General features: G+C 63.2%; 17 protein-coding genes, 2 tRNA genes and 1 other RNA gene. 9 read left to right on the top strand and 11 right to left on the bottom strand.

Going from position 1 to position 16,612, the window contains the following annotated elements:
• The first annotated feature begins 60 nt into the window (after positions 1-60).
• Complete coding sequence (locus GC088_RS08475) at positions 61-975, top strand: acyl-CoA thioesterase (protein WP_323958578.1); 915 nt, start codon at positions 61-63, stop codon at positions 973-975.
• 137 nt (positions 976-1,112) lie between these two features.
• Here GC088_RS08475 and ettA read toward each other — a convergent pair whose 3' ends face one another.
• From ettA to mptB, 6 genes are all read right to left on the bottom strand, one after another.
• On the bottom strand, positions 1,113-2,795 hold the full coding sequence (ettA, locus tag GC088_RS08480) for an energy-dependent translational throttle protein EttA (protein ID WP_323958579.1): 1,683 nt from the start codon (positions 2,793-2,795) through the stop codon (positions 1,113-1,115).
• Between the two features lie 68 nt (positions 2,796-2,863).
• Positions 2,864-3,331 carry a DUF6993 domain-containing protein gene (locus tag GC088_RS08485; RefSeq protein WP_323958580.1) on the bottom strand — a complete coding sequence of 156 codons (468 nt, stop codon included), beginning with the start codon at positions 3,329-3,331 and terminating at the stop codon, positions 2,864-2,866.
• Between the two features lie 69 nt (positions 3,332-3,400).
• Complete coding sequence (locus GC088_RS08490; RefSeq protein ID WP_323958581.1) at positions 3,401-3,964, bottom strand: single-stranded DNA-binding protein; 564 nt, start codon at positions 3,962-3,964, stop codon at positions 3,401-3,403.
• Between the two features lie 148 nt (positions 3,965-4,112).
• Positions 4,113-4,189 (bottom strand) — tRNA-Arg (locus GC088_RS08495).
• Between the two features lie 37 nt (positions 4,190-4,226).
• Positions 4,227-4,634: a DUF3224 domain-containing protein gene (locus tag GC088_RS08500; RefSeq protein WP_323958582.1), complete on the bottom strand. Its 408-nt coding sequence runs from the start codon at positions 4,632-4,634 to the stop codon at positions 4,227-4,229.
• A gap of 52 nt (positions 4,635-4,686) precedes the next feature.
• Positions 4,687-6,201, bottom strand: coding sequence for a polyprenol phosphomannose-dependent alpha 1,6 mannosyltransferase MptB (gene mptB, locus GC088_RS08505; protein WP_323958583.1), 1,515 nt, complete (start codon positions 6,199-6,201; stop codon positions 4,687-4,689).
• A 218-nt stretch (positions 6,202-6,419) separates the two neighbouring features.
• Between mptB and GC088_RS08510 the strand changes: the two genes are divergently transcribed.
• The 5 genes from GC088_RS08510 (at position 6,420) to def (ending at position 9,570) form a co-directional block, all read left to right on the top strand.
• On the top strand, positions 6,420-6,860 hold the full coding sequence (locus tag GC088_RS08510) for a hypothetical protein (RefSeq protein ID WP_323958584.1): 441 nt from the start codon (positions 6,420-6,422) through the stop codon (positions 6,858-6,860).
• Positions 6,861-6,940: 80 nt separating this feature from the next.
• Positions 6,941-7,501 carry an oligoribonuclease gene (gene orn / locus GC088_RS08515; protein ID WP_416377531.1) on the top strand — a complete coding sequence of 187 codons (561 nt, stop codon included), beginning with the start codon at positions 6,941-6,943 and terminating at the stop codon, positions 7,499-7,501.
• A 125-nt stretch (positions 7,502-7,626) separates the two neighbouring features.
• A tRNA-His gene (locus tag GC088_RS08520) sits at positions 7,627-7,699 on the top strand.
• Between the two features lie 126 nt (positions 7,700-7,825).
• Positions 7,826-8,980: an acyl-CoA dehydrogenase family protein gene (locus GC088_RS08525; protein ID WP_323958586.1), complete on the top strand. Its 1,155-nt coding sequence runs from the start codon at positions 7,826-7,828 to the stop codon at positions 8,978-8,980.
• Positions 8,981-9,000: 20 nt separating this feature from the next.
• Positions 9,001-9,570: a peptide deformylase gene (gene def / locus GC088_RS08530; protein WP_323958587.1), complete on the top strand. Its 570-nt coding sequence runs from the start codon at positions 9,001-9,003 to the stop codon at positions 9,568-9,570.
• On the opposite strand, the gene GC088_RS08535 is transcribed toward def, so the two are convergent.
• On the bottom strand, positions 9,564-10,829 hold the full coding sequence (locus GC088_RS08535) for an MFS transporter (RefSeq protein ID WP_323958588.1): 1,266 nt from the start codon (positions 10,827-10,829) through the stop codon (positions 9,564-9,566). The two genes, def and GC088_RS08535, sit on opposite strands and share 7 nt — an antisense overlap.
• Positions 10,830-10,975: 146 nt before the next feature.
• An RNA gene (rnpB, locus tag GC088_RS08540) (RNase P RNA component class A) lies at positions 10,976-11,359 on the bottom strand.
• A 93-nt stretch (positions 11,360-11,452) separates the two neighbouring features.
• Here rnpB and GC088_RS08545 point away from each other — a divergent pair.
• Positions 11,453-12,220: a YaaA family protein gene (locus tag GC088_RS08545; protein WP_323958589.1), complete on the top strand. Its 768-nt coding sequence runs from the start codon at positions 11,453-11,455 to the stop codon at positions 12,218-12,220.
• A gap of 18 nt (positions 12,221-12,238) precedes the next feature.
• Here GC088_RS08545 and GC088_RS08550 read toward each other — a convergent pair whose 3' ends face one another.
• The 3 genes from GC088_RS08550 to GC088_RS08560 all read right to left on the bottom strand — a co-directional run bounded on the left by GC088_RS08550 (position 12,239) and on the right by GC088_RS08560 (position 14,954).
• Complete coding sequence (locus GC088_RS08550) at positions 12,239-13,222, bottom strand: reverse transcriptase-like protein (protein ID WP_323958590.1); 984 nt, start codon at positions 13,220-13,222, stop codon at positions 12,239-12,241.
• A 6-nt stretch (positions 13,223-13,228) separates the two neighbouring features.
• Complete coding sequence (locus GC088_RS08555) at positions 13,229-13,969, bottom strand: zinc ribbon domain-containing protein (protein WP_323958591.1); 741 nt, start codon at positions 13,967-13,969, stop codon at positions 13,229-13,231.
• A gap of 94 nt (positions 13,970-14,063) precedes the next feature.
• Positions 14,064-14,954, bottom strand: coding sequence for a Nif3-like dinuclear metal center hexameric protein (locus GC088_RS08560; RefSeq protein ID WP_323958592.1), 891 nt, complete (start codon positions 14,952-14,954; stop codon positions 14,064-14,066).
• Positions 14,955-15,065: 111 nt separating this feature from the next.
• Here GC088_RS08560 and msrA point away from each other — a divergent pair, with 111 nt between their 5' ends.
• Positions 15,066-15,590: a peptide-methionine (S)-S-oxide reductase MsrA gene (gene msrA / locus GC088_RS08565; protein WP_323958593.1), complete on the top strand. Its 525-nt coding sequence runs from the start codon at positions 15,066-15,068 to the stop codon at positions 15,588-15,590.
• A 75-nt stretch (positions 15,591-15,665) separates the two neighbouring features.
• Entirely contained in the window at positions 15,666-16,601 is a 936-nt protein-coding gene (cysK, locus tag GC088_RS08570; protein ID WP_323958594.1) for a cysteine synthase A, read from the top strand.
• Positions 16,602-16,612: the final 11 nt, after the last annotated feature.

Below are 16,612 nucleotides of genomic sequence, written 5' to 3' on the forward strand. Positions count from 1 at the left end.
CGGAACCTACGGGTCCGGACGTCCCGCCTCCGCGCCACACACTTCAAGGAGCCAAGCACCATGTCTGCCGAACCCCTGCAGGATCCTACTGCCACCCTTGTCAGCCTGCTGGACCTTGACAGCGCGGCCGGTGCACAGACAGACGAGGAAATCTTCGTGGCAACGCCGGTTCGGCAGCCCGGAAAGCGCGTGTTCGGCGGACAAGTACTGGCGCAGGCCCTGATCGCTGCCATTCGGACCGTTGAATCGCACAGGTTCGTTCATTCCATGCATGCCTACTTCCTGCGGGCGGGAGCAGCAGACCTTCCCATCACCTTCGGAGTTCAGCGGCTGCGTGACGGGCGTTCGTTCTCTGCGCGCAGGGTACATGCCTACCAGGGTGGCGTGCCCATCCTGTCGATGATCGCCTCATTCCAGCAGCCGGACGACGGCGTAACGCATCAGGAACCGATGCCCACCGGACTTCCGGATCCTGAGTCGCTGCCCTCCACGGCTGACCTCCTGGGCGGGTTCGATCATCCCGTCGCAAAGGCCTGGGCCTACGACCGTCCCTTCGACATCCGGCACATCGAATCCCCGCTGTATGTGCAGAACAACGGCTCCCGAGAACCGGTGAATGCAGTGTGGATGAAGACCTTCGGCCCGATGCCGGGAAACTCCGGCACGCATCAGGCCGCGCTAGCCTACGCCAGCGACTACACGCTGCTGGAATCCATCCTCCGTCCCCACGGGCTGACCTGGATTCACCCAGGGATGAGTGTTGCAAGCCTCGATCACGCGATGTGGTGGCACCGCCCGGTGCGGGTGGACGATTGGCTCCTTTACGTGCAGCATTCCCCGAGTGCGTCCGGTGCACGCGGCCTGGCGCTCGGCAAGATCTACAACCGGGCGGGCGAGCTGGTTGCCACGGTGGCACAGGAGGGCATGGTGCGGGTGCCCGACGGCGGCACAGAGACCGGGCAGGCCGGTCACTGACACCTGCTTACGACATGACGGCCAGTGTCACCTGGAAGTCGTCGCCCTGAAAATCATCGTTAAAGAGCGGAGGCACGCACCTGAGTGCGTGCCTCCGCTCTTCAATTCACTTGTGAGTGCGATCGTGAGGATCAGATTCAGTCGCGGGTGAGCCGGCGGTGAGTCACACGGTGTGGCTTTGCCGCATCGGGGCCCAGTCGCTCAACCTTGTTCTCCTCGTAGGCTTCAAAGTTACCCTCGAACCAGTACCAGTTGTCCGGGTCTTCATCCGTGCCTTCGTACGCGAGGATGTGAGTGGCTACCCGGTCCAGGAACCAGCGGTCGTGCGAGACAACGACTGCGCAGCCGGGGAACTCCAGCAGCGCGTTCTCCAGGCTGGATAGAGTTTCGACGTCGAGGTCGTTGGTGGGCTCGTCGAGCAGCAGCAGGTTTCCGCCCTGCTTCAGGGTGAGAGCAAGGTTCAACCTGTTGCGCTCACCACCGGAGAGAACTCCTGCCTTCTTCTGCTGGTCCGGACCCTTGAACCCGAACGCTGAGACGTAGGCACGGGACGGCATCTCGACCTGGCCGACCTGAATGTAGTCGAGGCCGTCGGACACCACTTCCCAAAGTGATTTGTTGGGATCGATACCGCCGCGGGACTGATCCACGTACGAGATCTTGACCGATTCACCGATCCTCAACTCACCGCCGTCGAGCGGTTCCAGCCCCACGATGGTCTTAAACAGGGTAGTCTTGCCGACACCGTTCGGACCGATCACTCCGACGATCCCGTTGCGTGGCAGTGAGAAGGACAGTCCGTCGATGAGGATGCGATCGTCGTAGCCCTTGCGCAGGTCGTGTGCCTCAATGACCTGGCTGCCGAGGCGGGGGCCCGGTGGGATCTGAATTTCTTCGAAGTCGAGCTTCCTGGTCCGCTCGGCTTCGGACGCCATCTCCTCATAGCGCGCCAGTCGCGCCTTGGACTTGGTCTGCCTGCCCTTCGCGTTGGACCGCACCCACTCAAGTTCCTCGGCCAGCCGCTTGGACAACTTCTGGTCCTTCTTGCCCTGGATCTCCAGTCGCGCGCGCTTCTTCTCCAGGTAGGTGGAGTAGTTGCCTTCGTAGGGGTAGAGGTGCCCGCGGTCCACTTCGGCGATCCACTCGGCCACGTGGTCAAGGAAGTAACGGTCGTGGGTGACGGCAAGTACCGCACCCGGGTACTTCGACAGGTGCTGTTCGAGCCAGAGCACGCTCTCGGCGTCGAGGTGGTTGGTGGGCTCATCGAGGAGCAGGAGGTCCGGCTTCTGCAGGAGCAGCTTGCACAGCGCTACGCGGCGTCGTTCACCACCGGAGAGCACGGATACGTCTGCGTCCGGCGGCGGGCACCGCAGTGCGTCCATCGCCTGCTCGAGCTGGGAGTCAATGTCCCAGGCGTCGGCTGCGTCGATTGCTTCCTGCAGCTTGCCCATCTCATCGAGGAGGGTGTCGTAATCAGCGTCCGGGTTCGCCATCTCCTCGGAGATCTCATTGAATCGCTGGATCTTGCCGTAAATTTCTCCGACACCCTCCTGGACGTTGCCCAGGACCGTCTTTTCCTCGTTCAGGGGCGGCTCCTGAAGGAGGATGCCCACAGTGTAGCCGGGGCTCAGCCGGGCTTCGCCGTTGGAAGGAGTATCCATGCCGGCCATGATTTTCAGGATGGTGGACTTACCGGCACCATTTGGCCCGACCACGCCGATTTTCGCGCCCGGATAGAAGGACATGCTTACGTCATCGAGGATGACCTTATCGCCAACGGCCTTGCGGGCCTTGGTCATCGTGTAGATAAATTCCGCCATACTCCAAGGCTAGTGCGTGGGTGGCCCGAGAACATATTCCGCTCGTTTCCGCGCGAGCTACTGGCCCGTTATCCCTGGTTCCCCACGAAGCACCCGCCGTTTGAAAGCGCGGGCAGTTCGGTCACGGTCGTTATTCCGTCCCGGACGTGCCCATACACACAGGTGTTACCAACTGCGACTGCCCCGGTCATTGCATCGACATCCAGCCCCGTGGGAGTGACGTCTGCTGATATTTCCACCGCTGATTCGTCAGCACCGGCGGCAACAAACGCGTCCCGCAGGCTGCGGGAATCAGGTTTCGGCATACGGGAAGCCAGTGCAGTGAGGCTGTCTTCGAATCTGGTCACGAACTGGTCGGTCTCTGAGGCCGGCTCAACCGTGGGTGAGGCGGTGGACTTGTCAGCAGGAGAGGAACTCCCGCCAGGCGAGGTGCTCTCCGCTGCCGGTTCGCTCTCGGTAGCGGCCGCGGAGCAACCGCCGAGCAAGATGCCCAGCCCAGTCGCAAGCGTCAGCATCCGCACAGCTGGAAGCGCCATTCCCGATAGACCTGATTCCCCGACTCCCCGCATGCCGCAATTCTGCCATGTCGGGCAAGTTCCCCTGAATCAGAAGGGTGCCGCTGCCAGTTCCCCTTCGCGGTTGTCGGCAGATTCCTCGGACTCGTCCGAAAACTCGTCCTGCTCGGACACCTGGCTGCCACCGGGCGCACCGTAGCCAGGTAGGGAAATCTCTCCCGTGGTGTAGTTCACCTCGCCCGAGACCCCGTCGTCCGTTCCCGAAGGCGGCAACGCGGGTTCATTACGGTCAGCACTGGAGCGGCGGAAGTTCGCGGTTCCGAAGATCAGGTCGTGGCCGGCTGAATCGGCGTCGATCTCCACCGTGGTTCCACTTTTTCCCTCTTCGCTCACCCAAGACCGAACCCGCAACCTGCCCGTGACAATGACCCTGTCCCCTTTTTGCAGGCTCACACCCGCGTTGGTAGCCAACTGCCGGAACATGGAGACTGAATACCAGTTGATTTCTCCATCAACCCAGGTGTTGGTTTTCTTGTCGAAATAGCGGTCCGTGCTGCCCAGGCGGAACTTGGTAATCGGCAGGCCGCTGCCAGCCACCGCACAGCGAACCTCAGTACCGACAAAACCGCGGATGGTCACATAGTTGCTCATCATTTCCCCTTCGAGTTCCTGCACCAACGCAAGCGCGTCGGCTGGCTCCAGTCTCGAGCGGGAACACCGCGGCTGAGGGGCGATGCGGTGTTATGTGGAAAACACCGGCAGGACTTGGCAGGTGTGGAGGAGAGGACAGGATCAATGACAGTGGTGCCCCCGGCGCGATTCGAACGCGCGACCGACAGATTAGAAGGCTGTTGCTCTATCCAGCTGAGCTACGGAGGCGGATGTGGGCGTAATGCCCACCCAAGTTTATCGGGTTTCAGCCGAACGTCACGCGCAGCTCAAGATGATGCTGCCCCGACAGGTCCTGAGAGTACTCTGCCTTACCCGCAATGTCTGCAAGCTCATCCGTGCCTGACCCTGGGATGATGTGGCCCGAGCTGGCGGCGACCGTGCCCTCGGCCAGGCCCCAATGCTGAATGATCATGCTTCCACGCCTGCCGCTGACGGTTCCGTTGAAGACCTCGGATGCGACGTAGCCGGCGCCCTTGTCATTCCCCGCCATGAGCAGCTCAGCGACCGATGACCCCTCAATCTCGCCTACGAATTCCTTGACAGCCGTCACGCGGCTGAGTTCACCGCCCGCACCTTTGACCGTGTACGACTCGGACTCCCAGCCCGATATGTCAAAAGCTCCCCGAATGGTGTGTTCCTGAAGTTCGCTCATGCCCCCAGTATTGCCCCATCAGACCTGCTTCGCATGTTTGACTGGGCGATGGTCAGCGGCTGAGCGGATCCGAAGCTGGTTCGGATGTCCGCTGGAAGAGGGACTTGGTCCGAGGGTCGACCAGAACCAGATAGGTGGCGAAAGCCACGCCCACGACCGCTGCCAACTGCCGAGCGGTGTGGAGGCTCACCTCAATGTAGGGGAAGATGTCCAGCTGGTCTGAGATGGCATAGATCATAAAGAACGACACGGCGAAGTAGAGGATCTTGACCTGCCAGTCGTCCCGGATCCCTGTCACCGCGAACAGCGGAATCAGCCAGACCACATACCAGGACTGGATCATGGGAGCCAGCAGCACGACGGCGGCAAGCGCCAGCGCCAGTCGGCGCACCAGGTGAGCGTGATCCCCCCTGAAGATGAACCAGGCCACGAAGCCCAGGGCCACGAGCGTACCCATGGTGTGCACGACGTCGGCCCAGGCCCAACCGTCGGCACCCAGCGCGTCCCCGGTCAGCGCGACCACCATGCCAAGGAAGCCGATTGGCGCGTACCAAATCCAAACGCTGCCCGGGGTGCTCAGTGCACCGACCCAGCCGAAGCCGAGACCGTTAATGATTCCGAGTACCCCAAGGATGCCCAGCGACAGCCCAGCCGTCATTGCCCAGCAGAGGAAGGTGCGCGCCCAGCTTGCCCCCCGGCCGGCCCACATGAGTCCGATGAACGGCAGGAAGATCAAAGTGATCGGCTTGATCCCGATGGAGAGCGTCACAAGCAGGATGGCCAGGAGGAAACGACGTCGGGCCGCGTAGTAGAGGCCTGCGAGGGCCAGCCCAAGCATGAGGGCGTCGTTGTGGATGCTCGCGATGAAGTTGGTCAGGAACAGTGGATTCGCTGCCGTTAACCAGAGTGCACGGTTCGGGTTGATGCCATGAAGATCGGCCAGCTTGGGCACGTAGTACACGCACAGCGCCGCGCCTGCGAGTGCAAGCATCCGAAAGAGGAAAATTGAGAAATCGGGTTGCCCCCCTGTCGCCCGCACCACCAACTCCTCCAGCCAGAGGAAGATCGGGCCGTACGGCGTCGGGCTCTGAGCCCACAGGTCATCGGCGCCGATCTGCAGGTAGTTGGAGATCTGCGAGTAGCCGTCTTTGTAGGGGTTCAGTCCCGCAACCATGACTTGCCCCTGCGCGATGTAGGCAAAGACGTCGCGACTGAAAAGCGGCAGGGCGAAACACATGGGCGCACCCCAGGCGACAACTGCCGCAAGAATCGTCCGGCGGCTCTCGGGTCCCCAACCTTCCAATCGCTGGCCCAGCCGAAGCCAGGAGCGAACGAGCAGCATCCCGCCGATTGCAAGCAGCAGCACCGAGAAAACCGCGCCGGCCGGTTCGAAGCGCATCCAGATGATTGCCGGAACCTGGCGCAGTTCGCGTGAGGCAAGTGAGAGCCAGCCAACCCCGAAAGAACCCGCCAACAGCATCATTGAACCCACGAAACCCTGGATGATTGCGATCCTGGGTTGCCCACGGTGCGGGGCGGCCACAGGCGCGGGCGCAGGTGCGGTCATGGGGGAAGATCCGATCGTCGGTCCATCGCGGGCAGTCGGGATGCGGGAGATGCTCGATTTTATCACCGGGTACCCGCCAGGAACCGGCGCGTTGTGCACCGACTCGCGGCGGGGACAAGCCATAGACTTGCTGCAGAATCCTTCGAACCCAGGCAGGCGGTTGATTGCAGTTGGGGCGCCATCGGGCTGAGCCACCGGTACGCACAGCGGGACCCTTCGTGTCCGGCATCGGAGCATGGGGCGGGTTTGTCACCGTCGTCACATGCATAACGCTTGGGATGTCCGGTGTGGGCGTGCTCGCCACACTGTTCTTCACAGCAGTCCTCGGAGCAGGGTTCGCCCTTGCATGGTGGCTGGGCACCGCAAACATCCTGCCAGCGCTTGTTTCCCCGTATGTTCCACCGGCGGGCGCGGATCAAGCCCCCCGCACCCATCCCGTGCCGAAGCCCCTAAGCCAACCGGACTCTGTGGCACCGGGCAGCAGCGGCTTCAACTCGGTCAAAGCCGTCGAGCCGGACAGCCGGTGGATCGACACTTTCGGACCGCCGGAAACCGGTCAGCTTCCGATTCAGCGGTATGTCGCGCCGGAAGACCGGCCAGCCCCCTGTCGGGCAGCTCGCGCCGTGCCGCTACACCAGTGGAGCCACTCGCGCGCCTGACGCAGATGTTGCCCAAGCGAACCCGGTACATTTGATTGGTGCCGATTACAAGCGAACCGATTGTCTGGATTGACTGCGAGATGACGGGTTTGGACCCTGTCACTGACGCCCTGATTGAGGTGGCGGTCATTGTTACGGACTCCGAGTTGAACGTCCTGGGCGATGGCGTCGACGTCGTCATTGCTCCTCCTGCCGAAGCCCTGGAGAGCATGGGCGACTTCGTGCGCGACATGCATACGGCGTCCGGGCTCATCGACGAACTTCCGCACGGTGTGACCATGGAGGAAGCACAGCGGCGCGTAATGGAGTACATAACCGCTTACGTGCCCGAGCCGCGCCGCGCGCAACTGGGCGGCAATTCCGTGGGCACGGACCGGGTCTTCCTTGCACGGGATATGCCCGAGGTGGTCGAACACCTGCATTACCGGGTTGTAGACGTCTCGACCATCAAGGAACTGGCAAGGCGCTGGTATCCGCGGGCGTACTTCCAGTCCCCCGAGAAGACGGGGAACCACCGCGCGCTCGGGGACATCCGGGATTCGATCCGGGAGCTGCAGTACTACCGAAGCACGGTCTTCGTGCCGAGCCCCGGTCCCGACTCCGAAACGAGCAGGGCAGCAGCGCGGGAACTGCTCGCCTGACCGCACCAACGGCAGCGTGTCAGAGCAGGCAAAAAAGTGTGTAGAATTGTCTGCGCTGCCTCGTACAGCTCCGGCCGGTCCGCCTTCCAGCGGAGCACAGCCGGAAGCCCGGAGCGAGGCGCATGGTGGGTATAGCTCAGTTGGCAGAGCGCCTGGTTGTGGTCCAGGAGGTCGCGGGTTCAAACCCCGTTACTCACCCCGATTGGCCCGCCGGCATAGTCCGCAGGCTTAGGTGGCCGCCCAGAGCAATCCGGGCGGCCACTGGCATTTCTTCGGTCTGTTCACAGGTGTGCGGAACGAGGATTCATCAGAAGGGATGGCTGCATGAAACGCACGTTGTTCGAAGAAGACCACGAACTTTTCCGCGAGGTTGCGCAGGAGTTCAACGCCAGGGAAATCGCGCCGCATTATTCCGCCTGGGACCGCGAACATATGATGCCGCGCACGCTGTGGACGGCCGCGGGCGAACAGGGCCTTCTTGGGCTGGCCGTACCTGAAGAATACGGCGGAGCCGGAATGCCCGACTACCGGTTCCGGGCCGTCCTGGACGAGGAGTTCGCCCGCGCCAACCACCTGGCCGCAGGGCTCGCCTTCCACCTCCATGACGACCTGGTGCTCCCCCATCTCCTGGCCTACGGCTCGGATGAACTCAAGGAGGAGTGGCTGCCGGGTATGGTCACCGGCGAGAAGGTCACCTCCGTAGCCTGGACCGAGCCCGGAGCGGGCAGCGACCTTCGCGGCGTTCGCACCAAGGCAGTGCGCGACGGCGACGACTGGCTGATCTCCGGCCAGAAGACCTTCATCGGCAACGGAATCAGCGGGGACGCGGCGCTGGTCCTCGCGCGGACTGATGGCTCAACCGGGCGAGGCAACAGCGACTCATTCTCGCTCTTCATGGTCGGCAAGGGCCCCGGTTATGAGACCGGCAAGCAACTGGACAAGATGGGCCTGAAAGCGTCCGACACCGCCGAACTGTTCTTCGACAACGTTCGTGTCCCGGGGGCCGGCCTCGTGGGAGAACTGGGACAGGGCCTGCGGTACTGCACCGAACAACTGCCTCAGGGCCGCCTCGCAATCGCCGTGGCATCCTCGGCCGTTGCCCGCGCAATGTATGAAGCGACCGTCCGCTACACCAGGGAGCGGAATGCCTTCGGTGAACGGGTGATCGATTTCCAGAACACGCGGTTCGAACTGGCGGATATCCTCACTGAAGTTGAGGTCACCGAGACCTACGTGGATCGGGCTATCCTTGCCTTCAACGACGGTGCCCTCGACGCCGTCAGTGCCGCTCGCGTCAAGCTCTGGGCGAGCGAGCGGGTGAAGTCCATCACCGACCGCTGCCTGCAGCTGCACGGCGGCTACGGCTACATCCTGGAGTACCCCATCGCCCAGGCCTTCCTCGCGGTCCGCCTGCTGAGTATCTTCGGCGGCACCAGCGAGATCATGCGCGAAACCATCGGCCGCAAGATCGCCGGCTGAACCAAGGACCAGGAAGGCTCATGGCTGTTCATCCCATTACCATTGCCGGCGAACCCGTTCTGCACCGTCGAGCCGCCGAGGTCGAAACCTTCGACGACGCGCTCCGAACCCTCATCGATGACATGTATCAGACCATGGACGAGGCGCACGGGGTGGGACTCGCCGCGCCCCAGATCGGCGTCGGACTGCGCATCTTTGTCTACGGCTTCGATAACGACGACGATGTGCCGCCCCGCGGCGTGTTGGTGAACCCCACGCTGGTTACCTCCAAGATTTCCGGCGCAGAACCCGACGAGGATGAGGCAGAGGGCTGCCTCTCCTTCCCGGGCGAGTCATATCCGCTCAAGCGGGCAGACTGGGTGAAGGTGAACGGGTACGACGGCGACGGCAACCCGGTCGAGTTCGAGGCCACCGGATGGTTCGCTCGGGTTATGCAGCATGAGTTCGATCACCTGAACGGCACGCTATACGTCGACAAGCTGATTCCGCGCCATGCCCGCAAGGCAAAGAAGGCCGTGAAGACCAATGGATGGGGTACGCCGGGCCACACCTGGATGCCGGGGGTCGACCCGGATCCTTTCGGTCACTGAGGCTCGGGCTGCCGGTCAAGGTCCTCAAGCCGATGCACTGACCGGAGTGGGCCGAAGAGCGCCACGAGGGGCGCCAAGGCTGCCAGACAAACTCCGATCAAAACCGCGGTCCTGATACCCAGAACCTCTGCGAGCACGCCGCCAAGGATGCTCGCGATACCGAGCATCCCCCAGCTGACCATCCGCGCCGCTGCACCCAGCCTGCCCATCATTCCCGGCGGGCACACACGTTGCCGGAAGCTGGTTCCGACGACGATGTTGAGCGCCACTGAGAATCCCGTGACGAACATCCCGAACAGGCCCGGCACCATGCCCAATCCCTCGGTCATGGCCAGGAGCGACGCGTAGCCAAGCACGCCGGGCACCATTGACCAGCGCCACACCGGCCCCGAGCCGAGCCTGTCGGTCAATCGTTTGACGGATAAACCGCCCAGGGCTCCTCCCAGCGAGCTTGCCGCCATCAGGAGCCCAAGCCACACTTCGGACTCGCTCAACGTGCGGACAATCAAAAGCACCACCAGGGAGGCGACCATACTGCCACCCAGGTTCCATAGCGCTGCGTTGAAGAGAATTGCCCGCAGCGGGGCTGTGCTGAACGTGTAGCGCAGTCCGTCCATCATTTCCCTTAGGATGCGTCTCGACCCTCGCGGAGCCGGGCTCTCGGTGAGGTGAAGGGCGGAAACTGCACCGAGGGATGCAAGGGATGCGCCGATCTGGACCAGCAGGGAGTTGGAGGCACCAAGGACCACGGTCAGCCAACCGGCAAGACCGCGGCCGGCGGCGTCCGCTGATGCGCCCGATGCGGTGAGGATTCCGTTCCCCTCGACAAGCTCGTCCCCGGTGAGCGCGCGCTGCACAAGTGCCTGTTCGGACAGATTGAAGAAGACCGACGAGAGGCCTGCGACAAAGGCAACAATGAACAGCTGCGCAACCGACAGCACCCCGAGCCAGTAGGCCAGCGGGAGGGTCCCCAGGGCCGCAATGCGCACCACCAAGGACCACATGATGACGGGCTTGCGCGGCCACCGGTCCACCCACACTCCGATGGGCAGTCCCAGCAGAAGCCAGGGCAGGAAAGTCATTCCCGCCAGTGCGGCAACGGCGAAGTCGCTCGCTGCCAGCTCGACGGCGGCAATTAGCGGGAGCGCGACCGCGGCAACAGCGGTGCCGAAAACGCCGGACGTTGCTGAGAACCAGAGCGCGCGGAAGTTTGGATTGCGCCGCAACAGCCCCCTGCTGCGTGCAATCATCTCGGCCATCCCTTCAGCGTAATGGAGCGTAACAGGAGCTTCGAGGATCCCCGCCAAAGGAATTCATTCCGGGTCTACACCCTTGACCAGAGCGTGCAAGCGTTGCACTATTCGCGCCGCAGGCAGAAGCGCACAAGCAAGAGAGACACGGTTGTTGGATGGGCTGGCCGATACGCCGGGTTCTGTGCTGCAGGACCGTTACCGGCCTGCAGTGGCGACCATCCATCTACGAACGCCGTTGCCGACGCCCTCCAGCGGCCTACCCGGACACTCGGGCGGGCAGCCCTCAAACGTGCCCTGTCTGGCCTTGCTCCGGGTGGGGTTTACCTAGCCGCTCCGGTCACCCGGAGCGCTGGTGGTCTCTTACACCACCTTTTCACCCTTACCCCGTGCAGCTTTGCTGCCGGGGCGGTCTGTTTTCTGTGGCACTAGCCTGCGGGTTACCCCGAGTGGGCGTTACCCACCACCCTGCCCTGCGGAGCCCGGACGTTCCTCGGGAGAAGCGAAGACGCTTCCCACGCGGCCGCCTGGCCAACCCATCCAAAGAAAGTTTACGTGTCCAGAGCAGTTCCCGCCGCCGCAGCCGTTCGGATGCAGCAGGACAACCGCGCAGGCGCCGGTAGAGTAGTCCGGTGCTTATTCTGCTTCCACCGTCCGAAGGAAAAACAGCGGCGGAACAAGGACACCCTTTTGATCCAGGCTCACTAGCCTTCCCGGAACTGACGGATGCCCGGCTGGAGGTCCTTTCCTCCCTCGCAAAGGTCAGCGCACATGCGGACGCTCACGCCGTTCTTGGAGTGGGAGCGTCCCTCGCGCACGAGGTGCAGCGGAACGTTGAACTTCTTGACGCTCCTGCTGCGCCGGCGCACACCGTCTACTCGGGCGTACTCTACGACGCCCTGGGCTACCGAAGCATGACACCCACGCAGAGGCGGAAGGCTGATGCCGCCGTCGTCGTTATCTCCGCCCTGTGGGGCGCAGTCCGCTTCAGCGACGCGATTCCTGCCTACCGGCTGTCCATGTCGGTAGACCTGCCGGGCACCGGAAAGCTGACGGCCTTCTGGCGGAAGCAGTTGGCTCCGGTCCTCGACAGCCACGCCGGCGATTCACTCGTGGTCGACTGCCGCTCCAGCACCTACACCGCAGTGTGGCCGGGCCCGGTCGAGCGTACTGTTGCCGTGAATGTTTTTCAGGAGCGCGATGGGAAACGCACGGTCGTTTCGCACTTCGCAAAGCATACGAGGGGCGAGCTCGCACGCTACCTCATCACCCGCCGGGGCAGGCAGCCGCGGACACCGGAGCAACTGCTTCGGGCCGCTGCTGAACGGTGGACCTGTGAACTTGTGCCGGGCAAGGGGAAGAAGGGTCCCCAGCTCAACATCGTTTTAGCCGACAGCTGAGGCCTCCCCACGGAGACTTCAGCCCTGCTGATCCGCCACGAGTTCAGCCTCGAAGCCTTCCGTGTTCTGCAGATGGGCAGCGTAGTGGTCCCTACCCCCGGCGGACGGGTGTGCCGCAGGGGTGCTCAGCGACCATCCGTGGCTTTGCGCCCTGCGAGCCAGCAGATCAACCTCGGCACGTGTTCCAGCACGGAATGCAAGATGCTGCACGCCCTGCCTTTTGCGGTCATGCCCCTCAGCCACCGCGTCCGGCTCTCTTTGAAGGACGAGGTGGGTTCCGGCACCGGCGTAGGCCACGCCGTCGTCCCAGGTTTCATTGGGCACGAACCCCAGCCGTTCGAAGAGCCAACCCAAGCTTGCCCGCGCGGCGCCAAGGTCCCGCACACGGATCTCAAGGTGGTGCAGTGTCCCGGTGGGCGTGGGCGGAGTTTCGACGGCGGCAGCCGGCTCCTCCTGCACGACCGGCTTCCGCGGCCTCCACTCGGTCCCCGCCATCCCCGCGTCCATGGCTTCGTTGGACAACCTGTCCGCGTCCTTGTTCCGCTCGCGGGGAATCCACTCATAACGGACGCGGCGAGGATCGATCATCCGCCGTGCCTGTCCCGCCAGCTTCTGCATATCAGCGTGCTTGATCTTCCAGCGCCCGCTCATCTGTTCGACTACGAGCTTGGAGTCCATGCGGACCAGGATGCGGCAATCAGGATCGATTTCGTGCGCGAGCTCAAGACCGGCGATCAGCCCCGAGTATTCGGCGACGTTATTGGACGCGATGCCGACGTAGCCGGCTTTCTCCACGAGGATTGCACCGGTCTCGGGATCACGAACAAGGGCGCCGTAGCCGGCGTGACCGGGATTGCCGCGTGAACCGCCGTCGGCCTCCACGACAAGGAAGTCCCGGGACGGGCCGCTGCGCGGCCTCGCCGGCTCACCTGATGCTGCGGAAGATGCTGCGGAAGATGCTGGGGAGAAATCATCGAACAGGGGCGGAGCAGAATCGTGCAACTGGAGTCAGCTTCCCCACTCGGACGAGCGAACCAGGATGCAGCCGGAGTCAGGGCAGAACACAACCTCGTCATCGGCGGCACGGGTGATGTCGGCGAGGTCCCCGGGGCTCAACTGCATCCCGGAACCTTCCGATCGGCCGTGGAACAGGCGTGCGGCGCCCACGCCTCGCTTGGCCAGCGTCTTCTCGTAGAGCGCCAGAAGGCCGGCGTCGAAAGTCTTGGCAAGCTCGTCGCGAGCAGCCTGCACCTCCGCGCGCTCGGCATCAATGCGGGCCAGTTCCTCATCCCGGGCCGATTCCACCTCCCGCAGGCGGGCACGCGTGGCGTCAGCCCGCTGCTGGACTTCCTGCTGAGCGGAGCGGGCAGCCTCCACACGCTCCATGACCTCAAGCTCGATGTCCTCAAGATCCGAGCGGCGGCGGGTCAGCGACGCCACCTCGCTCTGCAGTGCTGTCAGGTCCTTCGAGGTTCCGGTTCCGCTGTTGAGCCGCTGCTCATCCCGTTCGAGGCGTGTCACGACAGCCTGCACCTCGTCTTCGGACCGCTTAAGGTCCCGCTCCGCGTCGCTCAGGTTGGTCGTGGCAGCTACCAGTTCCGAGTCCATCGCCGCTACTTTCGCAGCAATCTCGGCCAATTCCGGATTAGCCCGTGCAGCTGCAGCCTGGCGCTGCAGTTGGTTGAGTTTCGAATCGTTCGCCTGGAGGTCCAGCAGTCTCAGCTGTTCTGCCTGGGGTGCTTTTGCCACCGATCGTCCTTCGCGTCGCCGGATTGCCTTGTCCGTCTACCTTAGGACACTTCAGTGACGGGCCAAGCAGGCTCCTACAGGCGCCGCCGGAAAGCTACCCGCCTGGAGTGAGCACAAAGTCCCAGGGGTCCGAGTTCACCGTGCTCACCCGAACATCCACGGTGAACTGCTGGTCAGCCAGGACATTGGAGAGCGCCGCGGCTGCAGGTGTGAGCCACAGCCATTCACTACCGAAATGCGAGACGTCAATCAGGTACGGACGGCCGTTCACCGCAGCTTCCCGAGCCTCCAACGCCGGATGGTGGCGAAGATCAGCAGTCACGTACACGTCGGCCTGGCTCGCGCGCACCTGTTCGAACAGGCTGTCACCTGCACCCCCGCAGACAGCGACCCGGCGCACGAGGCCATGGCGGTCTCCCGCCACCCTCATGCCGCCGGCAACAGCAGGCAGCAGGCCGAAGACCAGTTCGGCGAAGTCGCCCAGCGAGGTGACTTCCGGCAGGTCCCCGACCCTGCCGATCCCTTCCTCAGGCAAACCGTCAGCCGCGCTGGCAAGCGGCTGGACGTTGGTGAGGCCGAAAGCGTCAGCCAACACGTCGGAGACTCCTCCCACTGCGCTGTCCCCGTTGGTGTGAACAGTTACCAACGCGCACCCTGCTTCAATCAGCCGGTGCACGGCAGCGCCCTTCGGGCGGCTTGCGGCAACGGAGTTGACGGGCTTCAGCATGAGCGGGTGGTGCGCGACGATCAGGTCCGCACCCATCTCTATAGCGTCGTCGAGCACTGCCTCCGAAGGATCTACGGCGAAGACGATGGTCGATACTTCTCGGTCCGGGCGGCCCGCGACGAGCCCGACGGCGTCCCACTCCTCCGCGAGCGATTCCGGCCACAGTTCCTCGATTGCGAGCAGGACGTCTCCGACGGTGGGACGCGACGGCAGTGCCTCGTCCTGTAGGGCGGCGCCCCGTTCTTCGTCAGGTTCCATAGCCCTAGTTTTACCAGTTTCCATCGCCGATCCAACGTTCGTTTCGCGACCCCAGCGAGCTTTGACACATCGGCAGGGAACAACTGTGCCCGATGAGACATTGAACAGACCATGATGACTTTCGTACTGGGCGGAGGCTGCTTTTGGTGCCTCGACGCGGTGTATCAGAAGACCAAGGGCGTGACGGACGTTGTCTCCGGTTATACCGGGGGCCACCAGACGGACCCCGACTACGAGTCCGTGTGCGCCGGAATCACCGGCCATGTCGAAGTGGTTGCCGTGACGTTCGATGAGGGCGTCATCCCGCCTGAGGTCATCCTGGACATTTTCTTCGTCTCCCATGACCCCACTACCCTGAATCGGCAGGGATACGACGTCGGAACCCAGTACCGGTCGTCGATGTTCTACCTGGACGCCGCACAGAAGGAACTCTTCGAACGCGCGATCGAGCGGAACCAGCCCAACTGGAGCAACCCGATAGTTACTGAGGTGGTTCGGCTTCCGACGTTCTACGTTGCCGAGGAATACCACCAGAACTTCTACGCGAAGCACCCCGAGCAGGGTTACTGCCAGGTGATTATCAATCCGAAGCTGGCGAAGGCCCGGAAATATTACGCAGAATGGCTGACCGCATAGTCGCTGTTACCACCGCTGGCTAGGCTGGGCACAGTTTTTTCTGCAACCCGATTCAACTTCCCAGACAGGAACCCCATGGCACCGATTTACGACGACGTCACCCAGCTGGTAGGCCGCACTCCCCTGGTGCGCCTGAACCGCCTGACCGAAGGCCTGGATGCGCAGGTGGCCGTGAAGCTCGAGTTCTACAACCCGGCAAACAGCGTAAAGGACCGCATCGGCGTCGCGATCATCGATGCAGCCGAGAAGTCCGGAGCACTGAAGCCAGGCGGCACCATCGTCGAGGGCACTTCGGGTAACACGGGTATCGCACTGGCCATGGTGGGCGCGGCGCGCGGCTACAAGGTCGTGCTGACCATGCCTGAAACCATGTCCACGGAACGCCGGGTCATGCTGCGTGCCTACGGAGCGGAAATTGTGCTCACGCCGGGTTCGGAAGGCATGCGCGGCGCAGTTGATCGTGCAAAGGAGATTGTCGCTTCCACTGAGAATGCCGTCTGGGCACGCCAGTTCGCCAACGAGGCCAATCCGGCCATCCACAAGGCCACCACCGCCGAGGAGGTATGGAAGGACACCGACGGCGAGGTCGACATCTTCGTCTCCGGCGTCGGCACCGGCGGCACCATCACCGGCGTCGGGCAGTTCCTGAAGGAGCGCAAGCCCGACGTGAAGATTGTTGCGGTCGAGCCGGCCGACTCCCCCATCCTGAACGGCGGCGCCCCCGGCCCTCACAAGATCCAGGGCCTCGGCGCAAACTTTGTGCCGGAGCTCTTGGACACCACCATCTATGACGAGGTCATTGACGCAAGCGTGGAAGATTCCGTCCGCGTGGCCCGCGCGCTGGGCACCCAGGAGGGAATCCTCGGCGGCATCTCCTCCGGCGCGATCGTGTGGGGTGCCCTGGAGCTTGCAAAGCGTCCGGAGAACGCCGGTAAGCTCATCGTTGCGGTCGTCTGCGACTTCGGTGAGCGCTACATCTCCACCGTTCTGTTCGACGACATCCGCGGTTAGTCATCCCTGCA

It is taken from the genome of Arthrobacter sp. JZ12 (assembly GCF_035189165.1).
GTDB lineage: Bacteria > Actinomycetota > Actinomycetes > Actinomycetales > Micrococcaceae > Arthrobacter_D.

What these genes read in the sequence shown, in the direction of transcription:
- cysK (WP_323958594.1), top strand. Translation starts at nt 15,666, where the DNA reads ATGGCACCGATTTACGACGACGTCACCCAGCTGGTAGGCCGCACTCCC.
- def (WP_323958587.1), top strand. Translation starts at nt 9,001, where the DNA reads ATGGCTGTTCATCCCATTACCATTGCCGGCGAACCCGTTCTGCACCGT.
- GC088_RS08490 (WP_323958581.1), bottom strand. Translation starts at nt 3,964, where the DNA reads ATGATGAGCAACTATGTGACCATCCGCGGTTTTGTCGGTACTGAGGTT.
- GC088_RS08535 (WP_323958588.1), bottom strand. Translation starts at nt 10,829, where the DNA reads ATGGCCGAGATGATTGCACGCAGCAGGGGGCTGTTGCGGCGCAATCCA.
- msrA (WP_323958593.1), top strand. Translation starts at nt 15,066, where the DNA reads ATGATGACTTTCGTACTGGGCGGAGGCTGCTTTTGGTGCCTCGACGCG.
- mptB (WP_323958583.1), bottom strand. Translation starts at nt 6,201, where the DNA reads ATGACCGCACCTGCGCCCGCGCCTGTGGCCGCCCCGCACCGTGGGCAA.
- GC088_RS08560 (WP_323958592.1), bottom strand. Translation starts at nt 14,954, where the DNA reads ATGGAACCTGACGAAGAACGGGGCGCCGCCCTACAGGACGAGGCACTG.
- GC088_RS08525 (WP_323958586.1), top strand. Translation starts at nt 7,826, where the DNA reads ATGAAACGCACGTTGTTCGAAGAAGACCACGAACTTTTCCGCGAGGTT.
- GC088_RS08475 (WP_323958578.1), top strand. Translation starts at nt 61, where the DNA reads ATGTCTGCCGAACCCCTGCAGGATCCTACTGCCACCCTTGTCAGCCTG.
- GC088_RS08485 (WP_323958580.1), bottom strand. Translation starts at nt 3,331, where the DNA reads ATGGCGCTTCCAGCTGTGCGGATGCTGACGCTTGCGACTGGGCTGGGC.
- orn (WP_416377531.1), top strand. Translation starts at nt 6,941, where the DNA reads ATGACGGGTTTGGACCCTGTCACTGACGCCCTGATTGAGGTGGCGGTC.
- GC088_RS08500 (WP_323958582.1), bottom strand. Translation starts at nt 4,634, where the DNA reads ATGAGCGAACTTCAGGAACACACCATTCGGGGAGCTTTTGACATATCG.
- ettA (WP_323958579.1), bottom strand. Translation starts at nt 2,795, where the DNA reads ATGGCGGAATTTATCTACACGATGACCAAGGCCCGCAAGGCCGTTGGC.